The 17,783-nt window shown below is 71.5% G+C and carries 16 protein-coding genes; 13 read left to right on the top strand and 3 right to left on the bottom strand.

The window, feature by feature from the left end:
* The first annotated feature begins 2 nt into the window (after positions 1 to 2).
* The 5 genes from ABZU25_RS04370 (at position 3) to ahcY (ending at position 5,450) form a co-directional block, all read left to right on the top strand.
* Positions 3 to 188, top strand: coding sequence for a Trm112 family protein (locus tag ABZU25_RS04370; RefSeq protein ID WP_091394023.1), 186 nt, complete (start codon positions 3 to 5; stop codon positions 186 to 188).
* Positions 185 to 1,381: an SIS domain-containing protein gene (locus ABZU25_RS04375; RefSeq protein ID WP_355027893.1), complete on the top strand. Its 1,197-nt coding sequence runs from the start codon at positions 185 to 187 to the stop codon at positions 1,379 to 1,381. The genes ABZU25_RS04370 and ABZU25_RS04375 overlap by 4 nt, the downstream gene beginning before the upstream one ends.
* 121 nt (positions 1,382 to 1,502) lie before the next feature.
* Entirely contained in the window at positions 1,503 to 2,504 is a 1,002-nt protein-coding gene (locus ABZU25_RS04380) for a cation diffusion facilitator family transporter (protein ID WP_355027894.1), read from the top strand.
* Positions 2,505 to 2,507: 3 nt separating this feature from the next.
* Positions 2,508 to 3,671, top strand: a complete 1,164-nt coding sequence (gene manA / locus ABZU25_RS04385) for a mannose-6-phosphate isomerase, class I (RefSeq protein WP_355027895.1) — start codon at positions 2,508 to 2,510, stop codon at positions 3,669 to 3,671.
* Positions 3,672 to 3,950: 279 nt separating this feature from the next.
* A complete protein-coding gene (gene ahcY, locus ABZU25_RS04390; protein ID WP_355027896.1) occupies positions 3,951 to 5,450 on the top strand; it encodes an adenosylhomocysteinase in 1,500 nt (499 codons plus the stop codon).
* 74 nt (positions 5,451 to 5,524) lie between these two features.
* Here ahcY and ABZU25_RS04395 read toward each other — a convergent pair whose 3' ends face one another.
* On the bottom strand, positions 5,525 to 5,683 hold the full coding sequence (locus ABZU25_RS04395) for a hypothetical protein (RefSeq protein WP_355027897.1): 159 nt from the start codon (positions 5,681 to 5,683) through the stop codon (positions 5,525 to 5,527).
* A 170-nt stretch (positions 5,684 to 5,853) separates the two neighbouring features.
* Here ABZU25_RS04395 and efeU point away from each other — a divergent pair, with 170 nt between their 5' ends.
* From efeU to raiA, 8 genes are all read left to right on the top strand, one after another.
* Positions 5,854 to 6,756: an iron uptake transporter permease EfeU gene (gene efeU, locus ABZU25_RS04400; protein WP_355027898.1), complete on the top strand. Its 903-nt coding sequence runs from the start codon at positions 5,854 to 5,856 to the stop codon at positions 6,754 to 6,756.
* A gap of 23 nt (positions 6,757 to 6,779) precedes the next feature.
* Positions 6,780 to 7,913 carry an iron uptake system protein EfeO gene (gene efeO / locus ABZU25_RS04405; protein ID WP_355027899.1) on the top strand — a complete coding sequence of 378 codons (1,134 nt, stop codon included), beginning with the start codon at positions 6,780 to 6,782 and terminating at the stop codon, positions 7,911 to 7,913.
* Between the two features lie 19 nt (positions 7,914 to 7,932).
* The gene (gene efeB, locus ABZU25_RS04410; protein WP_355027900.1) at positions 7,933 to 9,210 is read left to right on the top strand and encodes an iron uptake transporter deferrochelatase/peroxidase subunit; all 1,278 of its coding nucleotides are present in this window, start codon (positions 7,933 to 7,935) and stop codon (positions 9,208 to 9,210) included.
* A 226-nt stretch (positions 9,211 to 9,436) separates the two neighbouring features.
* Entirely contained in the window at positions 9,437 to 10,126 is a 690-nt protein-coding gene (mtrA, locus tag ABZU25_RS04415; protein ID WP_110564421.1) for an MtrAB system response regulator MtrA, read from the top strand.
* 12 nt (positions 10,127 to 10,138) lie between these two features.
* Positions 10,139 to 11,896, top strand: a complete 1,758-nt coding sequence (gene mtrB / locus ABZU25_RS04420) for an MtrAB system histidine kinase MtrB (protein WP_355027901.1) — start codon at positions 10,139 to 10,141, stop codon at positions 11,894 to 11,896.
* Positions 11,893 to 13,707 carry an LpqB family beta-propeller domain-containing protein gene (locus ABZU25_RS04425; protein WP_355027902.1) on the top strand — a complete coding sequence of 605 codons (1,815 nt, stop codon included), beginning with the start codon at positions 11,893 to 11,895 and terminating at the stop codon, positions 13,705 to 13,707. The genes mtrB and ABZU25_RS04425 overlap by 4 nt, the downstream gene beginning before the upstream one ends.
* A 12-nt stretch (positions 13,708 to 13,719) precedes the next feature.
* Positions 13,720 to 14,424, top strand: a complete 705-nt coding sequence (locus ABZU25_RS04430) for a ComF family protein (protein ID WP_355027903.1) — start codon at positions 13,720 to 13,722, stop codon at positions 14,422 to 14,424.
* A gap of 245 nt (positions 14,425 to 14,669) precedes the next feature.
* On the top strand, positions 14,670 to 15,305 hold the full coding sequence (gene raiA / locus ABZU25_RS04435) for a ribosome-associated translation inhibitor RaiA (RefSeq protein ID WP_355027904.1): 636 nt from the start codon (positions 14,670 to 14,672) through the stop codon (positions 15,303 to 15,305).
* Positions 15,306 to 15,385: 80 nt separating this feature from the next.
* Here the strand turns inward: raiA and ABZU25_RS04440 are convergent, their stop codons facing one another.
* Both ABZU25_RS04440 and ABZU25_RS04445 read right to left on the bottom strand, forming a co-directional pair.
* Positions 15,386 to 16,498: a GNAT family N-acetyltransferase gene (locus ABZU25_RS04440; protein ID WP_355027905.1), complete on the bottom strand. Its 1,113-nt coding sequence runs from the start codon at positions 16,496 to 16,498 to the stop codon at positions 15,386 to 15,388.
* On the bottom strand, positions 16,495 to 17,646 hold the full coding sequence (locus tag ABZU25_RS04445) for a GNAT family N-acetyltransferase (protein WP_355027906.1): 1,152 nt from the start codon (positions 17,644 to 17,646) through the stop codon (positions 16,495 to 16,497). Before ABZU25_RS04445 ends, ABZU25_RS04440 begins: the two co-directional genes overlap by 4 nt.
* Between the last annotated feature and the right edge of the window lie 137 nt (positions 17,647 to 17,783).

The raw sequence follows: 17,783 nt of genomic DNA on the forward strand, positions 1-17,783 counted from the left end.
CCATGGCCCTGGATCCGCAGTTGCTCGAGATTCTCGCCTGTCCGGACACGCACCACGCCCCGCTCACCTACGATGCCGAGGCGCAGACGTTGACCTGCACGGAGTGTGGCCGGATCTTCGAGGTCCGCGACGATGTGCCGGTGCTGCTGCTCGACGAGGCGCGCGGTGGCCCGGGGCAGTCCTCATGATCGACGGTACGGCCGGGGTCAGCGGTCGTCGCGACGCCGACGAGGCCCTGCTCGACAACCCGGAGGCGCTGGCCGAGCACGACCCGGGCGGCATGCTCCGGCACACGGCGTCGGCCGGTGCGCAGGTTCGCGAGAGCGCGGCCCTGGCCGCCGAGGCGAACCTGGCGGTCCTCGCCGACGACGGGCGTCCCCGAGCGGTCGTGATCGCCGGCATCGGCACCGCGGGGCGTACCGGGGATGTGCTGGCCACGGTCGCCGGGCCGCGCTGCCCGGTCCCGATCATCGGGCACCGCAGCACGGGCGTACCCGGTTGGGTGGGCGCGGCGGACGTGGTGATCGCGGTGAGCGCGTCCGGTCGTAGCCCGGAGGCACTCGGTGCCGCCGAGGCGGCCCACCGGCGCGGCGCCCGGCTGGTCGCCGTTGGTGCCCCCGACTCGCAGTTGCAGTCGATCGCCGAGCAGGCCCGGGCGCCGTTCATTCCGGTGCCCCGGCGTGCCCCGGCCCGAGCCAGCCTCTGGGCGCTCACCGTGCCGGTCCTGCTCGCGGCCCGTTCGCTCGGGCTCGTGAAGGTCAACGAGGCGGATCTGGCGGAGACCGCGGCCCGGCTCGACGCCGACGCGGACCGCTGCCGCTCCGCGGCGGAGTCCTTCGTCAACCCGGCGAAGTCACTGGCCCTGGGCCTGGCCGGCTCGATCCCGATCGTCTGGGGCTCGTCTCCGCTGGCCACCGTGGCCGCCCGCCGGTTCGGCGACACCCTGTCGGCCAACTCCCGCTACCCGGTGGTCACCGGAGCGCTCGGTGAGGCCGGCCGGGGCCGGGTCGGGCTGCTCGACGGCGTCTTCGGTGGCCTGGCCGAGGGCGAGCGGGACCTCTTCGCCGATCCGGCGGAGGACGACGGCGAAGGCACCCGGCTGCGGCTCGTGCTGCTGCGCGACGGCGGGCTCAACGCCGAGGACGACACCGATGAGCCCCTCGCTGTCGAGGAGCGCCGCGCGGACGCGGTGCAGACCCTCGCCGAGCGTCGTGGCGTGCGGTGTGACGTGGTGACCGCCGAGGGTGGCTCCGCGCTGGAGCGGTTGGCCTCGCTGATCGCGGTCCCGGATTTCGCCTCGATCTACCTTGCCCTGGCCCATGGGCTGGACCCGATGGCCGTTCCGGCCATCACCGAGATGAAGGAGCTGTCGAACCAGTGAACGACCGTAGGGGGTGGCGCGGCATGCGCGGACCGAGCAGCTTCGTTCGGCGCAACGAGCGAACCGGTTGGCTCCGCAGCGTGGCGTCCCACGCCGCGACGACGCGCAGCGGAGTGGTGGCGTGAGCGCGAACGGTGGGACGAAGGCGATTGTCGCCGCCCTGCTGGCCAACGTCGGCATCGCCATCACGAAGTTCGTCGCCTTCCTGCTGACCGGGTCGTCGTCGATGCTGGCGGAGGCGATCCACTCGGTCGCCGACTCCGGCAACCAGGGTCTGCTGCTGCTCGGCGGCAAGCGGGCGAAGCGGGCGGCCACCCCGGAACACCCGTTCGGGTACGGCCGGGAGCGCTACATCTACGCGTTCATCGTGTCGATCGTGCTGTTCAGTATCGGTGGCCTGTTCGCCCTGTACGAGGCGTACCACAAGTGGTCCGACCCCCATGGGATCACCGAGTGGCAGTGGGTGCCGATCGTCGTGTTGCTGGCGGCGATCGTCATGGAGTCGTTCTCCTTCCGGACCGCCATCAAGGAGTCCAACCACATCCGCGGCAACCAGTCCTGGGTGCGCTTCATCCGCCGGGCCAAGGCGCCCGAGCTGCCGGTGGTGCTGCTGGAGGACTTCGGCGCGCTTGTCGGTCTGGTGTTCGCGCTGTTCGGCGTCACCATGACGCTGATGACCGGCGACGGCGAGTGGGACGCCGCCGGCACCGCCATGATCGGTGTGTTGCTGGTGGTCATCGCGATCGTGCTGGCCATCGAGACGAAGAGCCTGCTGCTCGGTGAGGGCGCCGAGGCGTCCGACCTGGCCGTCATCGAGCGGGCCGTCACCGGCGGCCCCGAGGTGGAGCGGATCATCCACATGAAGACGCTCTACCTGGGGCCGGAAGAGCTGATGGTGGCCGCGAAGATCGCCGTGCCGGCGTGGGAGAGCGCTCACGACCTGGCGCGCGGCATCAACGCCGTGGAGGCGCGGATCCGCGCCGCGGTGCCGGTCGCCCGGGTGATCTACCTGGAGCCGGACGTCTACAGCGTCGCCGCCGCCGAGGCTGGCACCGGCGCGGCGGCCGACACCGCCGTGCCGCAGGACGCGTCGGGCGAGGCTGCCGGGCGGCCCGGGGGCTGACCTGTGGAGCCACTCTACGGACCGATCCGCGACTACGCCTGGGGCTCCCGCTCAGCCCTCGCCCTCCTACAGGGCCGGGTGGCGCCCAGCGCGGGCCCGGAGGCGGAGCTGTGGTTGGGTGCCCACCCGGGCGCTCCGGCCAGCGTCGACCGTGCCGGCCAGCGGGTGAGCCTCTGCGACCTGGTGCGGGACGAGCCGGGGCAGTGGCTCGGCCAGCGGGTGTCCGAGCGGTTCGGCAGCCGGCTGCCGTTCCTGCTCAAGGTGCTCGCGGCCGACGCTCCGCTGAGCCTGCAGGCACACCCGGACGCGGAACAGGCGCGGGCGGGCTACGCGGCGGAGGCGGGGCTTCCCGAGGGGCGGCGCAACTATTCCGACCCGAACCACAAACCGGAGTTGCTTGTCGCGCTCACCCCGTTCGAGGCACTGTGCGGTTTCCGGGATCCGGCGGAGTCGGCCGAGGCGGTCGCCGCGTTCGGCGTACCGGAGTTGACGCCGGTGGTCGCCGCGTTGCGGGCCGGGCCGGCAGGGCTGCGTACGGCGGTGCGGACGCTGCTCGGCTGGCCGGTCGCCGAGCGCGACGGGTTGCTGGGTTCCGTTCTGGCGGCCTCGGTCGACGGCCCGGACGCGGAGTTGGCCCGCCGGCTGGCCGAGGCGTACCCGGCGGATCCGGGCGTGCTTGTGGCGTTGCTGCTGCACCACGTGCGGCTGGTGCCGGGGGAGGGGATCTGGATGCCCGCCGGCAACCTGCACGCCTACCTGAGCGGCTGCGGTGTGGAGATCATGGCGGCCAGCGACAACGTGCTGCGGGGTGGGCTGACCCCGAAACGGGTGGACGTCGACGAGTTGCTGCGGGTGCTTCGCTTCGAGGTGCTCGACGAGCCGGTGCGGGCCGCGCTGCCGGTCGGGCCGGGCGTGGACTGGTGGCCCGTGCCGGTGGACGACTTCGCGCTGCACCGGGTGCGGGTGGGCGCGGCGGTGCCCTCGGTCGTGCTGCGGTTGCCCGGTCCCCGGGTGGTGCTCTGCGCCGGTGGCGCGGTCACCGTGGACGACGGCGCCGGTGCGGTGACGCTGGCGTCCGGCGAGGCGGCGATCGGCACCGCTGCCGGCGAGCCGCTGCGGATCAGCGGCGACGGCGAGGCGTACGTGGCGACCTCCGGATTGCGGTGACCCGTCAGCGCCAGCGACGACACAAGTCCGACTTTTCCGGAATAGCTTGACGGCAAGTTGTCCGAGTGTGACTCTATGAGTACGCAGCGTTATCGCGACGACGGTCCGAGAACGTGCGGGGAACCAAACCGGGGGGATGCACGGGGCGGGCGGTACGTGGGCGGGAAAGTCCGTTCATCACCGACCGCCCCGTGCGCTGTCTGCGGACCGTCCCCGACACCAGTCGACGGCGCGCGTAAGGTGGAAGGTCGGCGCAGACATCGTTCGACAGGAGCTTTCATGACCAGCACCCTCCCGGCGTCCCCCAGCGGTACGCCGTCCGAGGCCCGGCCAAGCACCCTCGCCGAAGGCGACTTCAAGGTGGCGGATCTGTCGCTCGCCGAGTTCGGGCGTAAGGAGATCCAGCTCGCCGAGCACGAGATGCCCGGCCTGATGGCGATTCGCCGCGAGTTCGCCGAGGCGCAGCCGCTGGCCGGTGCGCGGATCACCGGCTCGCTGCACATGACCATCCAGACCGCCGTCCTGATCGAGACGCTGGTCGCCCTCGGCGCACAGGTGCGCTGGGCGTCCTGCAACATCTTCTCCACCCAGGACCACGCCGCCGCGGCGACCGTCGTCGGCCCGAACGGCACCGCCGAGGCCCCCGCCGGCGTCCCGGTGTACGCGTGGAAGGGCGAGACCCTCCCGGAATACTGGTGGTGCACCGAGCAGGTGCTCGCCTGGCCGGACGGGCAGGGCCCCAACATGATCCTCGACGACGGTGGCGACGCCACCCTGCTCGTACACAGGGGTGCCGAGTTCGAGAAGGTCGGGGCGGTGCCGCCGGTCGAGTCCGCCGACTCCGAGGAGTACGCGGTCATCCTCGAGGTGCTACACCGCTCGCTCGCCGAGGACGGCCAGCGTTGGACCCGGATCTCCGCCGGCATCAAGGGCGTGACCGAGGAGACCACCACCGGCGTGCACCGGCTCTACGAGATGCACCGTGCGGGCACCCTGCTCTTCCCGGCCATCAACGTCAACGACTCGGTGACCAAGAGCAAGTTCGACAACAAGTACGGTTGCCGGCACTCGCTGATCGACGGCATCAACCGCGCCACCGACGTGCTGATCGGCGGCAAGATGGCAGTGGTGATGGGCTACGGCGACGTGGGCAAGGGGTGCGCCGAGTCGCTGCGCGGCCAGGGCGCCCGGGTCGTGGTGACCGAGGTGGACCCGATCTGCGCGTTGCAGGCGGCGATGGACGGCTACCAGGTCGCCACCCTGGACGACGTTGTCGAGCAGGCGGACATCTTCATCACCGCCACCGGTTGCTTCGACGTCATCACCAACGAGCACATGGCCCGGATGAAGCACCAGGCCATCGTCGGCAACATCGGCCACTTCGACAACGAGATCGACATGGCCGGTCTGGCCAAGCGTTCCGACGTCGAGCGGGTCAACATCAAGCCGCAGGTCGACCTGTGGCGCTTCGCCGACGGGCACGCCATCATCGTGCTGTCCGAGGGTCGCCTGCTGAACCTGGGCAACGCGACCGGGCACCCGAGCTTCGTGATGTCGAACTCGTTCGCCAACCAGACGATCGCCCAGATCGAGCTGTTCACCAAGACCGAGGAATACCCGATCGGCGTCTACGTGCTGCCCAAGCACCTGGACGAGAAGGTGGCCCGGCTGCACCTGGGCGCGCTCGGCGCCAAGCTGAGCACGCTGACCAAGGAGCAGGCCGCGTACCTGGGTGTCTCCACCGAGGGTCCGTTCAAGCCGGATCACTACCGCTACTGATCGACGCTCTTCACCGACCGGGTCGGCTGTTCGCAGCCGGCCCGGTTCGTCGTTCCCGCCCGGAGCCGGCGGGATCAGCCCGAACGGGAGTCGCGGCGGGTGGGGCGGAACCACGTCCAGACGCACCAGACCAGCCAGCCGAGCGACACGACGGTGGCCAGCGCCCGCAGGCGTAGCGCGCTGAGCAGCAGGACCAGGGCCAGCACCGCCAGCCACGGCAGGAATCCCTTCACGGCGGGCATCCTTCCAGAGTCGAACGGTGGCGTCCCGTCGCCGGTCGGCCGAGCCTTGGGTGCGGGGTCGAGTGAGCTTGTCGTGAACAACTTGACGAGGCTCCTGAGCAGGGAGCAAGGTATGCCTGCCCTAAGTTAGTTGAGGCGTACCTAATGAACTCGGAGTCCGGATGTTCGCCACCTACCTGATCGGCCTGCGGGAGGGCTTGGAAGCCACCCTGGTGGTCAGCATCCTGGTCGCCTTCCTGGTGAAGTCGCAGCGCCAGGACCGGCTGCCGCAGGTCTGGGCGGGCGTCGGCCTGGCCGTGGTGCTGTCGGTGCTCTTCGGCTGGCTGATCGAGTACACGTCGACCTCGCTGTTCTCCCGCTACGAGGACCGGGAGTTGTTCGAGGCGATCACCTCGGTCGCCGCCGTGGTCTTCGTCACCTGGATGATCTTCTGGATGCGTCGGGCGGCCCGGACCATCGCCGGCGAGCTTCGGGGGAAGTTGACCGAGGCGCTTGCCGTCGGCTCGTTCGCGGTCGCCGGTATGGCCTTTCTCGCGGTGATCCGGGAGGGCCTGGAAACCGCGCTGATCTTCTACTCGGCCGCCCAGGGTGCGGCGGGCGACAGCGGGCCACTGCTCGCGTTGATCGGTGGCATCGTCACCGCCGTGGCGCTCGGTGCGCTGCTCTACGCCAGCGCCCTGCGGATCAACCTCAGCAAGTTCTTCACCTGGACCGGCGCGCTGCTGATCCTGGTCGCCGCCGGCATCCTCAAGTACGGCGTCCACGACTTCCAGGAGGCCGGTGTCCTGCCCGGCCTGAACGACCTGGCCTTCGACATCACCGGCGCGCTCGACCCGACCACCTGGTACGCGGCAGTGCTCGCCGGCATGTTCAACGTGACGCCAGCGCCCTCCGTGCTGGAAACGATCGCCTGGATCGGGTACGCGGTGCCGGTCCTTCTGCTCTTCCTGCGGCCGGCCCGCCGCAAGCCGGCACCCGCCGCGAAAACCACAGTCACCGAGCGCGGAGCCGACACCGGCACCGAGGCCGAGGCCGAGGCGGCAGCCACGCCGCAGCGTGCCTGACCCCACGAGGAGAGACAGCTCAGATGCGTACCACCCGATTTTTCGCGCTGGCCGCCGCCGGCGTGCTGGCGACGGCCGGTGTGACCGCCTGCTCCGGTGCCGACAAGGACGACCCGGCCGCGGCCGGCGGCCCGATCGCGGTCAAGGCGACGGACACCGCCTGCGAGGTCGGCACCACGGACCTGGGTGCCGGCACCGCCACCTTCAAGATCACCAATTCCGGTGCGAAGGTGACCGAGTTCTACGTGTACGCCGACGGCGACCGCGTCATGGGCGAGGTGGAGAACATCGCCCCGGGACTGAGCCGTGAGCTGCACGTGGAGTTGCCGGCCGGCACCTACCAGACGGCCTGCAAGCCCGGGATGAGCGGCAAGGGCATCCGGGGCGCGCTCAAGGTCAGCGGGTCGGCGCAGCCGCTCACCGCCGACGCCGCACTGGCCGGCGCGGCCGAGAACTACCAGCGCTACGTCAAGAGCCAGACCGACGCGCTGCTGGACAAGACCGAGGAGTTCGTCACCGCGGTCAAGGCCGGCGACGTGGCGAAGTCCAAGACGCTCTACCCGGTCGCCCGCACCTACTGGGAGCGCATCGAGCCGGTGGCCGAGATCTTCGGCGACCTCGACCCCAAGATCGATGGCCGCGAGGAGGTCATCGAGGAGGGGATGGAGTTCACCGGCTTCCACCGGATCGAGAAGGACCTCTGGCAGTCGGGCGACATCAGCAAGGACGGCCCGATCGCCGACCGCCTGCTGGTGGACGTCAAGGAGATCGTGGCCAAGGCCAACGCCGAGAAGCTCTCCCCGCTCCAGCTCGCCAACGGTGCCAAGGAACTGCTCGACGAGGTGGCCAGCGGCAAGATCACCGGCGAGGAGGACCGCTACTCGCACACCGACCTGTGGGACTTCGCCGCCAACCTCGAAGGTTCCAAGGCCGCCGTGTCCGCTCTGCGCCCCGCGCTGCAACAGCGCTCGCCGGAGCTGGTCACGCAGTTGGACACGGAGTTCGCCAACGTCGAGGCGTTGCTCGGCAAGCACCGCGACGGCGACGGGTGGAAGCTGCACACCGCGCTGAGCAAGGCCGAGCTCAAGGATCTCTCCGACGGGATCAACGCGCTCGCCGAGCCGATCAGCAAGGTCGCCGCAGCCGTCGCGAAGTGACCGGACGTCAGGGGGAGTGATGAGCGGGAGCAGGTTGACCCGGCGGCGGGCGATCACGCTCGCCGGCGCCGGGGTGGCCGGGGTCGCCGGCATGTCGGTCGGTGCCACGGCGTTGGTCAACGGCTCCCGTGGCCCGGCCGCGGCGAGCGACCACCCGGCCGGGGCGGTGCCGTTCCACGGTGAGCACCAGGCCGGCATCGTCACCCCGGCGCAGGACCGGCTGCACTTCGTCGCCTTCGACGTGATCACCAAGGACCGGGCCCGGCTGGTCGAGCTGCTCGAGGAGTGGTCAGCTGCCGCCGCCCGGATGACCGCGGGACGGGACGCCGGGATCCTCGGCGCGGTGGGCGGAATGCCGGAGGCCCCACCGGACGACACCGGCGAGGCGCTCGGCCTGCCCCCGTCGCAGCTCACCCTGACGATCGGCTTCGGGCCGACGTTGTTCCGCGACGCCGACGGCCGGGACCGCTTCGGCATCGCCGACCGGCGGCCCGCCGCCCTGGCCGAGCTGCCGAAGTTTCCCGGCGACGCCCTGCAACCGCAGCTCTCCGGTGGTGACCTCTGCGTGCAGGCGTGCGCCAACGATCCGCAGGTCGCGGTGCACGCGATCCGCAACCTGGCCCGGCTCGGCATGGGCGTGGTGAGCGTCCGCTGGTCGCAGCTCGGCTTCGGGCGTACCTCGTCGACCTCCCGTGACCAGGCCACCGCCCGCAACCTGTTCGGGTTCAAGGACGGCACGGCCAACCTCAAGGCCGAGGACACCGAGTTGCTGCGCGACCAGTTGTGGGTGCAGCCGGGTGACGGGCCGGACTGGATGACGGGCGGCTCGTACCTGGTCACCCGCAAGATCCGGATGCTGGTGGAGACCTGGGACCGGACCTCCCTGGCCGAGCAGGAGGAGATCGTCGGCCGGACCAAGGGCAGCGGCGCCCCCCTCGGTCGGACCGAGGAGTTCGACGAGCCGGACTTCGCCGCGCGCGGCGCGGACGGCAAGCCGGTGATCGCCGAGCACGCGCACGTGACGCTGGCCCACCCGAGCCGGAACAACGGCGCCCAACTGCTGCGCCGGGGCTACAACTTCGTCGACGGCTCGGACGGCCTCGGCCGGCTCGACGCGGGCCTCTTCTTCATCGCCTACCAGCGCGATCCGCGCCGCCAGTTCGTGCCGATCCAGACCCAGTTGGCGCGGCACGACGTGATGAACGAATACCTGCGGCACGTCTCCAGCGGCGTGTTCGCCTGCCCTCCCGGGGTACGCGACGGCGGGGACCACTGGGGGCGCGCGCTCTTCGGCTGATCCGGGTCCGGTTGGCGACAGCGGGACCGGCCCAGGCTGCGGTGGCGCGTGGCGGCGTCGAAGGGGGATCATGGTGACAGCCTGGGCCGGAGGCTCCTCCGTGCGCCAGACACCGCAGCACGTGGCGCCGCCGCCGCGGGTTGCGATGAGCGCTTCTTCGGCGGCACCCTGCGTTACCGGCGGACGCCGGTCCCACCGAACTGAATGAGGATGCAATATTAATCCCATGAGAGCCCGCGTACTGGTGGTCGACGACGACCCCGCGCTCGCCGAGATGCTCGGCATCGTGCTGCGCAGCGAGGGCTTCCAGCCCTCGTTTGTGGCGGACGGCGAGCGGGCGTTGGCCGCCTTTCGTGACAGCCGTCCCGATATCGTGCTGCTCGACCTGATGCTGCCTGGTATGAGCGGTATCGACGTCGCCCGGTCGATCCGGGCGGAGTCCGGCGTGCCGATCGTCATGCTGACCGCCAAGAGCGACACCGTGGACGTCGTGCTCGGCCTCGAGTCGGGCGCCGACGACTACGTGGTCAAGCCGTTCAAGCCCAAGGAGCTGGTCGCCCGGATGCGGGCCCGCCTGCGCCGGGGCGAGGACGTGGCCCCCGAGATGCTGACCATCGGGCCACCCGACAACCAGATCACCATCGACGTGCCCGCGCACACCGTCAGCCGCAACGACGAGGAGGTGAAGCTGACTCCGCTGGAGTTCGACCTGCTTGTCGCGCTCGCCCGCAAGCCGCGTCAGGTCTTCACCCGCGAGGTGCTGCTGGAGCAGGTCTGGGGCTACCGGCACGCGGCCGACACCCGCCTGGTCAACGTGCACGTCCAGCGGTTGCGCGCCAAGATCGAGCCGGACCCGGAGCGACCGGAAATCATCCTCACCGTGCGGGGCGTGGGATACAAGGCGGGGACCGGATAGCCTGGTCGCACTGTGTCGACCTCGCCGCCCCCGCACTCCCCGAGCACGTCTGCCCGCCGGCCCGGCGCCGGTGGGGAGATCTGGCGCGCGGTGAGCGGCTGGGTCGCCCGTGTGGTGGCCCGGGTGCACCAGACCTGGCGCCGCTCACTACAGGTCCGGGTCGTGACCATCACGCTTGTCGCGTCCAGCCTGTTGGTCGGCGGGTTCGCGTTCCTGATCGCCGACAAGATCACCACCATCCTGCTCGACAACGCCCGCAGCGACGTCCGACAGCGGGTGATCAGCGGCGCCAGCTACGCGGCCAAGCAGGTCTCCCTCTACGGTCAGCCGCAGGAGGCGCAGCTCCAGGAGACCATCGACGGCACTGTCAACTACCTGGCCGGCGGTGACCCCCAGCAGACCAGCGGGGTGGTGGTGGCGATCACGGCCGACGGCTACCAGAACGACATCCAGACCCGGACCGCGCCATCGGCGAACGTCCAGTCGCTGATCAGCCCGGAGCTGCGGGCCACGATCGCCGACGGCAAGGTGGCCAGCCAGATCCGCACCGGGCGGCTCACCGGCGAGTCCACGAAATACCTGGTCTACGGCTCGCCGGTGCCCACCCGCTTCGGCCAGATCGAGCTCTACTACCTGGTGCCGTTGACCCGGCAGGACGTCACCGCCGCCGACGCCCGAGCCACCGTCGTGGCCACCGGGGTCGCCCTGGTGATCCTGCTCGGGCTGCTCGCGGCGCTTGTCACCCGGTTGGTCGTCAACCCGGTCCGGGTCGCCGCACGGACCGCCCAGCGACTCTCCGCCGGCCTGCTCGACCAGCGGATGGTGGTCAACGGCGAGGACGACCTCGCCCTGCTCGCCGCCTCCTTCAACCAGATGGCCACCAACCTGCAACGGCAGATCCTGCGCCTGGAGGAGATGTCCCGACTGCAGCGCCGGTTCACCTCCGACGTCTCGCACGAGCTGCGTACCCCGCTGACCACGGTGCGGATGGCCGCTGACCTGATCTTCGCCGAGCGCGACGAGTTCGACCCGGCGGTGGCCCGCAGCGCCGAGCTGCTCCAGGCCGAACTGGACCGCTTCGAGGAGTTGCTCACCGACCTGCTGGAGATCAGCCGCTTCGACGCGGGCTTCGCCATGCTGGACTCCGAGCCGACCGACCTGGTGCCGGTGGTGCACCGGGTGGTCGACCGGCTGGCCGGCCTGGCCGAGCGGGTGGGCGTACCCATCGAACTCGACCTGCCGGGCACGCCGGTGATCGCCGAGGTCGACCCGCGCCGGGTCGAACGGGTGTTGCGCAACCTGGTCGGCAACGCCGTCGAACACGGCGAGGCCCGGCCGGTGCTGATCACCCTCGGGGTGGACGAGACAGCCGTGGCGATCACCGTCCGCGACCGTGGTGTGGGGCTCAAGGTGGGCGAGGAGAAGTTGGTGTTCAACCGGTTCTGGCGGGCGGACCCGTCCCGGGCTCGGCAGACCGGGGGCACCGGGCTCGGCCTGTCGATCAGCCTGGAGGACGCCCGGCTGCACGGCGGCTGGCTTGAGGCGTGGGGTGCTCCCGGCCAGGGCGCGCAGTTCCGGCTCACGCTGCCGGCCCGTGCCGGTGACCGGCTGACCACCTCGCCGCTGCGACTGGTGCCGGCCGACGCCGCGCTGCCGTTCGGCGGCCCCCGCGACGGTGGTCCGCTGGCCATCGGGCCCGGCACCGGCGGGGCACTGGCGATCGACCCGGCGCCGACCGGGGACGGACAGCGGGCGGAGGTGCGCTCATGAGACGGCCGACTCTGGTCGCGGCGCTCGGCGTGGTGGTGCTGCTGGGCGGTGGCTGCGGCATCCCGGCGGCGTCCGACGTGCGGGTGGACGGCAAGGGCGGGGCCGCGACGGAGGCCGGCGTGGTCAACGGTCCCGCTAATGAGCCGCCGACGCGTCCGGCCAGCGGCAGCGTCAACGAGGCGTTCGTCCGCAACTTCCTGTCCGCCGCCGCCGGCGAGCCGGATCGGGCGTACGAGCGGGTCAAGGCGTTCATCGCCCCGGAGAACAAGTCCCGCCTACAGGACAAGAAGGGCAGCGAGGTCGCGCTGAACGTGGTCCGGCTGCGGGAGGCGGTCTACACCCTCAACAGCGACTCGACCACCACGGTGAAGATCACCGTGCAGCAGATCGGCGTGCTACGGGCCAACGGCACCCTGGCGCCGCCGGTGGCGACCGAGACAGAGTACGAGTTCGGGATCCGCAGCGCGGCGTTCAACAGCGGCCTCAACGACGAGCGTGCCGGGTTGTACATTGTCGATCCGCCGAACGTGCTGCTGCTCAGCGACGTCGCCCTTCGTCGCTACTACCAGGACGAGTCGATCTACTTCTGGAGTTCGGACCGCACCCGCCTCGTGCCCGACCAGCGCTACCGGCCGCTCGCGGTGCCGGATGAGCGCCGGGTCAACGAGGTGGTGAAGTGGCTGGTCGGCGGCCCCTCCGACTGGTTGCGCCCGGGTGTCGTCGGGCTGCCCGACCGCACCGAGCTGATCAACAACGCCACCGGTGGCAACGGCCGGTGGGAGGTCAACCTGGACATGTCCGGCGACGACCAGACCGGGATCGACCAGTTGATCACACAGATCGCCTGGTCGCTGGGGGACCTGCCCGGTGAGCTGGAGTTGCGGATCCGCAACAACTCGCTGCCCGTGCAGGACCTGAGCGAGCGACGGAACTCCCACCAGCTCTACCCGAACGCCGAGAGCCCGCAGCGGTTCGGCCTGTACGAGGGCGCCATCCATCCGCTCGACTTCGGCAGCGAACTCAGCGGCACCGTGCCGCTGGCACCCGAGGTCAACCGCACCATCGTCTCCGCCGACCTGGCGGTGGCCAAGGAGCAGCGGGTCCTCGCCGCGATGGTCGTCACCGGCAGCAGCGACGACCGGCACCGCCTCGCGGTGGGCACGGGCGCCGCACCGGTCTCCGCCCTCAACCGCAGCACGTCCGAATACTCCTCGATGAGCCGTCCGGTCTGGTTGCGTACTGTCGACGCACGCCCCGGCCGTGGCCTGGTCGTCGCCGACGGGCAGCTGTACCGCTTCGACGAGTCCGCGCGGATGTATCAGGTGCCCCTCAACCTGCCCGCCAACGTCACAGCGGTGGCTGCCGCGCTGGACGGCCAGCGGGTCGCGCTGATCGCCGGCGGCCGGCTCTACGTCGCAGCGGTGAACCCGGACGGCGGCGGCGTCTCCATCGGCCCACCCCGACAGGTGGCCACCTCACTGACCGCCCTCACCGCTGTCGACTGGGGCAGCGAGGACCAACTCGTGGTGGCGGGGTCCGTCGGTCAGCCGGCGATCTACGAGATCAGCGTCGACGGCGCGCTGGAGACGCCGCTGCGAACCGACCTCGGTGCCAAGGTCAACCATCTGACCGCGTACCCGACCAATCGCACCGTACGGGTGCCCAGCGGGGCCTACATGTACGAGGCGAACGGGGTCGCCTACCGCAGCAGCCCCTTCGAACGGATCGAGCCGGGCCGCGTACGGGACATCCCCCCGGTCCCGACCGGTGTCCGCCCGAGCAACCCGTCGGCGCCGTTCTTTCTCTACTGACCGGGTGACGTGGTGACCGGCCTCTGGGCGGACCTCGCCGACCTGGTGTTGCCCGCCAACTGCGCGGGTTGTCGGGAGCGCCGCCCCGGCCTGCGGCACGGGGTCTGCCCGGCCTGCGTGGCGGCGCTGGGCGCGCTACGCCCACTGTCGGTCACTCCGACGCCCGCGCCACCGGGCCTGCCGCCCTGCGTCGCCCTCGGCCCCTACGCCGGCCCGCTGCGCGAGGCCCTGCTGGCGTACAAGGAACACGGCCGGCACGGTCTGGCCCGCCCGCTCGGCGCGCTGCTCGCCGAGGTTGTCGCGGCGGCGGTCGGTGCGGCTCGTCCCGTGGCGCTGGTCCCGGTCCCGGACACGGCGGCGGCGGCCCGGTCCCGGTACGGGGACCACCTGGACCGGTTGGCCCGGCACTGCGCGGCCCGGCTCAACCAGGGCGGCTGGACGGCGCGGGTGCACCGTCCGCTGCGGGCGCTGCCCCGGCCCGACTCGGTCAGCCTGGACAGCGCCGGGCGCGCGGCGGCGGCCGAGGCCGCCTTCCGACCGCGCGCCACGGCGGGTCGGGGTCGTGCCGCCGGCGCGGCGCCGGTCGTGGTGCTGCTTGACGACATCGTCACCACCGGCGTGACCCTGGCCGCCGCGACCAGGGTGCTGAGTGCGACCGGATGGGTGCCGAGTGTCGCCGCGGTGCTCGCGGCGACCCAGAAAAGACACCTCTCGTAACCGACTGTGTTTCCGTTTCACCCATTGGTGTATGAGCTGCGAAAAATCCTGGGCTGTCTCGGCAACTTGGGGTGACTGCCGGGCAAACAGGAGTTAGCGTTTCGCTGTCGGGGGTAGGAGGTCGTTCCACCCACCCTCGGCGGTGAGAGGAGGCGTAGCCGTACCAACCGGTCGACGCCAGCGGGTCCCCCCACGGCGCGCGACCGGGTTGCCGGATCGAAGACCGTCCGAACAAGGGAGGTCACGTGGACATCGTGGTCAAGGGCCGAAACGTCGAAGTGCCGGACCATTACCGGGTACACGTAGCCGAGAAACTCGCAAAGATCGAACGCTACGACCACAAACTGATTCGTGTCGATGTCGAGCTGTTTCACGAGCGCAATCCGCGCCAGGCCGAGCACTGCCAGCGGGTGGAGATCACCTGCGTTTCCCGGGGCCCGGTGATGCGGGCCGAGGCCTGCACGAACGACTTCTACAGCGCGCTCGACGCGGCCATCGCGAAGCTCGACACCCGGCTACGCCGCGCTGCCGACCGCCGCCGCGTACACCGGGGTCGGCAGACACCGATCTCCGTCGCCGAAGCCACCGCGGGCCTGCCGGTCGCGGACCTGGTGGCCCCCGCCCTGAGCGCGCCGGCTGACGGCGCCCGCGCCGGCACCGCCGTCGCGGAGCGGGTCGAGGAGGAGTACGACGACCAGCCGTGGCACATCGCCCGGGAGAAGGTGCACCCGGCGGAGCCGATGACGATCGACGACGCGCTGTTCGAGATGGAACTGGTCGGCCACGACTTCTACCTGTTCCAGGACAAGGAGTCCGGCCGCCCGAGCGTCGTCTACCGCCGCCACGCGTACGACTACGGCATCATCTCCCTCGCCACCTGACCACGAGCCGACCCGCGATCGCGGGGTTGTGGCGGGTGAGCCCAGCACAACCCCGTGATCCACGGCTGGAGTTGGCGACGTCAGCGCTGTTCGCCAGCAAGTAACGCGAAGGTCAGGTCGTCCAGGCGGGCGCCGGCCAACCCGGGCAGCCGGCCGCGCTGCACAGCCTCGCGCCGGAACCCGACCCGCTCCAACACGCGGTGCGACGCGGTGTTGTCCGGCACCGTGCCGGCGGTCAGCCGGGCGATTCCCGCCGGCCCGAACGCCCAGTCCGCAAGCAGTCGGACCGCCCGGGTCGCGTACCCCCGGCCGCGCCAGTCGGGCAGCAACGCGTAGCCGACCGACGCCTCGGCGGCCGCCACGTCGGTGTACGACAGCCCGCAGCTGCCCACCGGCTCCCCGCTGGCCACATCCGTGATCAGCAGTCGGGCGATCGCACCGGTCAGCCAGCCGCTCTCCGCGAGACGGCACCGTCGCCCGATCGCCTCCCGCGTCGGCGGCACGGGCGGCGCCTGGTTCGCCACCACCTCGGGTCGGCTGTGCAGCCGGTACATCAGGTCGGCGTCGTCCGGCGCGAGCCGGCGCAGACTCACCACCTGGTCGGTGAGCACCCCGTCGGGCAGGTCGGGAAGCAGTCGGGCGGCCGGGCCGGGCGGGTCGTCGGCGAGGCGTACCCAGGCCAGCAGGTCGTACCGACCCCCGTCGCGGCCCGAACCGGCCAACCGGCGCGAACCCTCGTAGCGGAAGCCGGCGGCCAGCGCGACCCGCTGGCTCGGGCCGTTCTCCGCGTCGGTGAGCAGCTCCAGTCGAGCCGTCCCGGAGGCGAACGCGTGCTCACCGAGCGCGCGGGTCGCCGCGGTGGCCACGCCTCGTCCGCGGGCCGCCGGCCGCACCCAGTAACCGATCTCGGCCTGCCCCCGTGCGGGCACCGGATTGGACAACCCCACAGTGCCGAGCAGCCGGTCCGTTGCCGGGTCCGCGACGGCGTACGCCGCGCCGCCGCCGGTCCAGGCCGCCGGGGCGCCCGCGTCGATCCACCAGCGGGCGTCGGCCTCGGTGTACGGCGCTGGCAGGCCCGTCATGAACCGTTGGCTGACCGGGTCGGCCAAGCCGTCGACAACGTCAGCGGTGTCCTCGGTGCGGAACGGCCGTAGGCGCACCCCGTGCGCCTCGATGACCTGCCCCAGGCTCACGTCAGGTCCTTGGCGAGCAGCGCGGCCACCCACGCGTCGACCCGCTCGCCCCGGTGCTGCACGCCGCCGCGGGCGGTCCCCTCGAACGTGAAGCCCGCCTTCTCCGCCACCCGGCGGGAGGCGGTGTTGCCCACGTTCGCCTTCCACTCGATCCGGGCCAGGCCCAACGTGGCGCAGCCCCAGGTGCAGAGCGCGACAAGCGCGGCCGGCAGGTATCCCCGGCCCCGGGCCGCCGGGGCGGTCATGAAGCCCACGTCGCCCAGCAGCGCGTCGGTGGGGGAGAGCCGCAGGTCGAGCGTGCCCACGTACCGGTCGTCCGGGTCGGCGACAACGAAGCAGGCGGACTGCCCCCGCGCCCAGGCGTCCTGGCTGTAGACCTGGTACTCCTGCGCGTCGGCCTGCTCGTACGGGTCCGGCACGGTCGTCCAGCGGATGGTCTCCGGGTCCCGGCAGGTCTGCGCCACGGCATCCAGGTCCTGCTCCTCCATGGGTCGCAGGCGCAGCTCGCCGGCGCCGGCGGTCGCGAACAGGACGGGCTGCGGGCGGCCGAAGACCGCGGCGCGCCGGGCGGCGAGGGTGCCGGGACCGGCCGGCCCGGTCTCCCCGGGCGCGGGCACCTCGCCGGGGAGCAACGAGCCGATCCAGCCGTCCGCGGCGGACCGCGTCGCCGGGTTGGCCAGCCGCAGCCGGCCGTCGATCCGGAAACCGGCCCGGAGGGCGACCAGTCGGGAGGCGTGGTTGCCCACCTCGGCCTGCCAGATCAGCCGGCGCAGCCCGAGGGTGTCGAAGGACCAGCGGGCCACCGCCCGGGTGGCCCGGACCATCACGCCCCGGCCGCGCGCCCAGGGGGCGGTCCAGTAACCGACCTCACCGGTGCCGTCCCGGTCGATGGAGATCAACCCGCACGAGCCGAGCAGTTCACCGGTCGCCGAATCGCAGACCGCGAACGGCGCCCCGGTGCCCGCCGCCCAGGCCGATCCGCTCATCTCGGTGACGAAGCCGAGGGCGTGTTCGGGAAGATAAGGGCGTGGCACGGTGGTCCAGCGCTGGATGTCCGGGTCCTGGCAGGCCTGGTGTACGGCGTCGGCGTCGGTGGCGCGCCAGGGCCGCAGCAGCACGCCGTCCTCGATGATCTCCACGGGCTCCACCCGTGCATCGTGCCGTAACGTTCGCCGACGGCGTAACCGGATAACGTTCGAGGGGTGCGCAGGACGCGAATTATGTCGGGTTCGGCGGGGTCGACCACCGCCACCAGTGACCATTGCGCCGATGGAGCGCCTACGAT

The sequence above is a fragment of the Micromonospora sp. NPDC005215 genome (genome assembly GCF_040607915.1).
Classification (GTDB): Bacteria; Actinomycetota; Actinomycetes; order Mycobacteriales; family Micromonosporaceae; genus Micromonospora.

Excerpts from the sequence above, each read along its gene's own strand:
- ABZU25_RS04425 (WP_355027902.1), top strand. The coding sequence starts at position 11,893 with ATGAGACGGCCGACTCTGGTCGCGGCGCTCGGCGTGGTGGTGCTGCTG.
- ABZU25_RS04370 (WP_091394023.1), top strand. The coding sequence starts at position 3 with ATGGCCCTGGATCCGCAGTTGCTCGAGATTCTCGCCTGTCCGGACACG.
- efeO (WP_355027899.1), top strand. The coding sequence starts at position 6,780 with ATGCGTACCACCCGATTTTTCGCGCTGGCCGCCGCCGGCGTGCTGGCG.
- efeU (WP_355027898.1), top strand. The coding sequence starts at position 5,854 with ATGTTCGCCACCTACCTGATCGGCCTGCGGGAGGGCTTGGAAGCCACC.
- ABZU25_RS04375 (WP_355027893.1), top strand. The coding sequence starts at position 185 with ATGATCGACGGTACGGCCGGGGTCAGCGGTCGTCGCGACGCCGACGAG.
- efeB (WP_355027900.1), top strand. The coding sequence starts at position 7,933 with ATGAGCGGGAGCAGGTTGACCCGGCGGCGGGCGATCACGCTCGCCGGC.
- ahcY (WP_355027896.1), top strand. The coding sequence starts at position 3,951 with ATGACCAGCACCCTCCCGGCGTCCCCCAGCGGTACGCCGTCCGAGGCC.
- mtrA (WP_110564421.1), top strand. The coding sequence starts at position 9,437 with ATGAGAGCCCGCGTACTGGTGGTCGACGACGACCCCGCGCTCGCCGAG.